The 3761-nt window shown below is 26.5% G+C and carries 4 protein-coding genes; 3 read left to right on the plus strand and 1 reads right to left on the minus strand.

Annotated elements, in window-relative coordinates:
• The 3 genes from EZH24_RS08565 to EZH24_RS08575 all read left to right on the plus strand — a co-directional run.
• On the plus strand, positions 1 to 442 hold a 442-nt coding region (locus tag EZH24_RS08565), incomplete at its 5' end, for an energy-coupling factor transporter transmembrane component T family protein (RefSeq protein ID WP_137998751.1).
• Positions 443 to 500: 58 nt separating this feature from the next.
• Positions 501 to 689, plus strand: a complete 189-nt coding sequence (locus EZH24_RS08570) for a type II toxin-antitoxin system HicA family toxin (protein WP_137998753.1) — start codon at positions 501 to 503, stop codon at positions 687 to 689.
• Between the two features lie 18 nt (positions 690 to 707).
• The gene (locus EZH24_RS08575) at positions 708 to 998 is read left to right on the plus strand and encodes a type II toxin-antitoxin system HicB family antitoxin (protein WP_137998754.1); all 291 of its coding nucleotides are present in this window, start codon (positions 708 to 710) and stop codon (positions 996 to 998) included.
• Positions 999 to 1161: 163 nt separating this feature from the next.
• On the opposite strand, the gene EZH24_RS08580 is transcribed toward EZH24_RS08575, so the two are convergent.
• Positions 1162 to 3633, minus strand: coding sequence for a polysaccharide pyruvyl transferase family protein (locus EZH24_RS08580; RefSeq protein ID WP_137998755.1), 2472 nt, complete (start codon positions 3631 to 3633; stop codon positions 1162 to 1164).
• Positions 3634 to 3761: the final 128 nt, after the last annotated feature.

Raw genomic sequence — 3761 nt, forward strand, 5'->3', positions numbered from 1 at the left:
ATCTATACTCAAAACTTTAAAAAAAATATTTTATTTGTTTCCGTATTTTTTGGCAATTTTTATAATTCAATCTCTAAACGCGAGAGGAGAATATTATAAAATATTTGGATTCTATATAGACAAAACGGGTGCGGATTTTACGATTATTTATTTTATCAGAATTGCCGCAGTTCTTTATTTTCTTTCGATTTTCTTTATTTTTATAAAAAAATTAAAAATTCCAAAAGGAGTTTTTTTTGACGAGTTTATAAGAATAAATATTTTTATGAATATAGTAAAAAAATCTTTCTTTTTTGAATTTGGAAAAATAAAAGATAAAAACAAAACTTTAAAAGAAAAATTAAATTTGATAAAAAATTTGATTGAAAATGTTTATAACGATTCTTTTAAATTATATCCTTACGATGAATTTGTAAGCAGATATAGAAATAAAATTTTATAAATTGACAATAATTTTTATTCGTATATAATTCAAATATTAGATAATTTTTAAGGTTTATATGAAAGCGAGGGAAATTATAAGAATTTTAGAGAAAGACGGATGGGTTAGAGTAAAATCGGGCAACGGACATTTACAATTTAAGCATCCCGCAAAAAGAGGCAGAGTTACAGTTCCCTATCATAGCAACCATGATTTATCTAAAAAAACTTTGAAAAGCATTTTTATACAAGCGAAATTAGATTTATAAAATTAAGGAAAATTAATTATGAATGGAAAAGTTTACGCGTATATATCGGACATAGTAAAATCAAAATCTGGCTATAATATATTATTTTACGATTTTCCTGGTTGCGTGAGCGAGGGGAAAACTTTGGAAGAAACTATAAAAAACGGAAAAATAGCTTTGCAAATGCATATTGAAGGAATGATTGAAGATAAAGAAAAAATACCAAAACCTTCTTCGCTTGAAAAAATTATTAAAGAAGACAAAGGGAATAAACCCGAAGTTAGAATATTAATAGAGTTAGAAAAACTTCTTCCGATTAAAAAGAATTAAAAATAGTTTATATTCATATAATTCAATTTTTTCTCTTTTAAAAATATTTATAAAAATATAAAAGCGAGTATCCAGATTTAGAACCTGATATAAACTATATGATTAAAGAATATTATAAATTTGAAAAAATAAACTCTAAATATTTATCTATAGAATAATATATTTACTTAAATTTAGTTCTAAACCCATCTCTCCACTTCCTAATCGGTATCCACCAAGCCAACTTATTAATCCTCTCCTCATTCATCCTAAACGAAATCTTAATTCCAAAGAAATAAAATATCAAATATTCTTTAGTATTATATACTCCAAATAATTTTATCCAATTTATATTTTCATTAATTTTTATTATTTCAGTCCGAACAGTATTATTATCAAAGTATAAATTGTCTACTTTATTTTTTAATTCTAAATTCTTATTATACAAATCTTTTATTATATTATCTTTTTCTTTATTTTCTTCGATTAAATAATTTATTATATCGTTTTGATAATACAAATTGTTTTTGGATTTTTCTAACGCGTATTTTAACCATTTCAATGATTTTTCTTTTTCTATTGCAAGTTTTTTATTAATTTCAGTCCAATCCATTTCAAAATACAGATGTTCATTATTTGTAATATCTTCAAAATTATCAACCGTTCTACTTTGTAAATTAAACATTCTTATCAATGATTTATATTTTGATATAACGCCGTTATTAATAACCAATATAAAAGGTTTGTTAAAAATCATAGCAAAACAAGTCCCATGAAACGAATCCGATATAAAAAAATCACAATTTTTTATCATATAAAGCCAATCTTCTATACTAAATGATTTATCATATTCTTCTCCAAAGATATCTATCTTACCTGTTTTTAAAATAGGCAATCCAAGTTTTTTTGATGCAATTTCAAGATATTCGCTTAATTTCTCGTTTCCTCTTCTCGAATATACTCCAATATACTTATAGTTTAGATTTAAATTACTTTTACTAATCAAATAATCATAATCGCCGCTTTCTAATAAAAATACGGGGTCTAATACATGAGTAGCGTCTACATCAAAATCTTCTTTCAATATTTTAACGCCGTCATCTTCTCTAACCGAAACATTGTCAAATTGCTTCAAATAATATTTAAAAAGTATTTTTTCTTTTAATCCTCCTTCAAAATATGGAATGCCAAAAGATGGAGAATACGATATTTTCTTTTTGAAACCGTCTACAAAATTAAAAAGAAAATAAAATAATCTATTGAGACCTCCAAAACGCCAAACTTGGTCAGAACCTACGATAAAAGTATCGCATTTTTTATTTATTTTTTCCAATTCTTCTTTACTAAAATATTCGTTCGCTACATTCATATATTTTAATGCAAATCTGTTCCCATTTGCATTATCATATACGCTGTTATTATTTCCAACATATCCGATATTATTATCGTATATTAATAATGGATTATATCCAAAATCTTCTATTATTTTATATAATGCATAATAAGTTAATGCTCCTCCATAATTATCTTGAAAACACATATTTGCTATTGCCACATTATGTTTTGGATTGTTGGAATTATTATATAATGTTTCAAGATTTTCTTTATCCAAATTATCGAAAAAATATTTTCTGCTCGCAAATATAGGTATATTTCCGCCCAAACCTCCGTTAGAAACATTATAAACTCTTTTGTATTTGAAATTTGATTTATTTAATTTATCAAAAATAAATTTTCCTTTAACTCCGTTTACCAAAACCAAAGAAACGCCTTTATCATCGTTATCTTCAACTCCCCAATAATCGCCAATAGTAATATCGCCAACTCTTTCAAATTTTCTGTATTTGCATTTTAAACATTCGTATTTTGCGGATATATGTTCTGAAAATAAAATATTATAAACGCATTCATATTTTGTTTTAATATATTCTTTACTATTATTAAATTTTATGTATAACCCTCGTCCCCAACCAAATTTATTTTTATCTCTGAAGGCAATATATTCAATATCCTTTATATCGTTGTCGCTAAAAGTTTCTTTCAAATATTTTCGCCAAACTTTTTGCGGAACTACGCTATTGCATAATAAATCAACCGTTATTAAATTCTCATAATCTTTCCCTAAAAAATGATTTAAAGCCGATACTTGACAAGGCGTCCCGCTAAATAATAACAATTTATTTTCGTTTAATAATTTCTTTATTTTGGGAAAAATATTTCCAAGCGAACTTTCGACATATTTTGAACCACGCAATTTATCCAAATCTTTTTTGTCGTCAATTATTATATGTTCCACGCCGAGCCAACCTTCCCGCCAACTTGCGCCACATACATAACCGCCTTTTTCCAAAACATAATCGGCAATCAAAGTAAACATTCCGCCCGAAGACGATTTCATTCTTATTTCATCGTTTGCCCGCACATCGTAAAATTCCTGATCGAAATCGGTTTTAAAATTGTCGTTTAAGGCATGACATTTTTTAACGCATAAACTGCAGTCGGTGCATAATTTCTCATCCACAACGGGATAATGAAAACCTTCTTTAGTTTCAATCATTTTGATGCAGCCATGCGGACATACTTGCGCGCATACCGAACAGCCCGTGCATTCTTTTTTATTTAAGATGTTTATGTTATTACGATTTTTATTTTTCATAAAATACCGCCTTTAATATTTAGTTTTATTAGACGCCAATAGTAGCGTTTAAATGTCTGAAATAATTTTTTAGTTTTGCAATGAAAAAACAGCCAAAAATTATAATAATGGCTTGTATTGTATTGTAT

The sequence above is a fragment of the Brachyspira catarrhinii genome (genome assembly GCF_005518285.1).
Classification (GTDB): Bacteria; Spirochaetota; Brachyspiria; order Brachyspirales; family Brachyspiraceae; genus Brachyspira; species Brachyspira catarrhinii.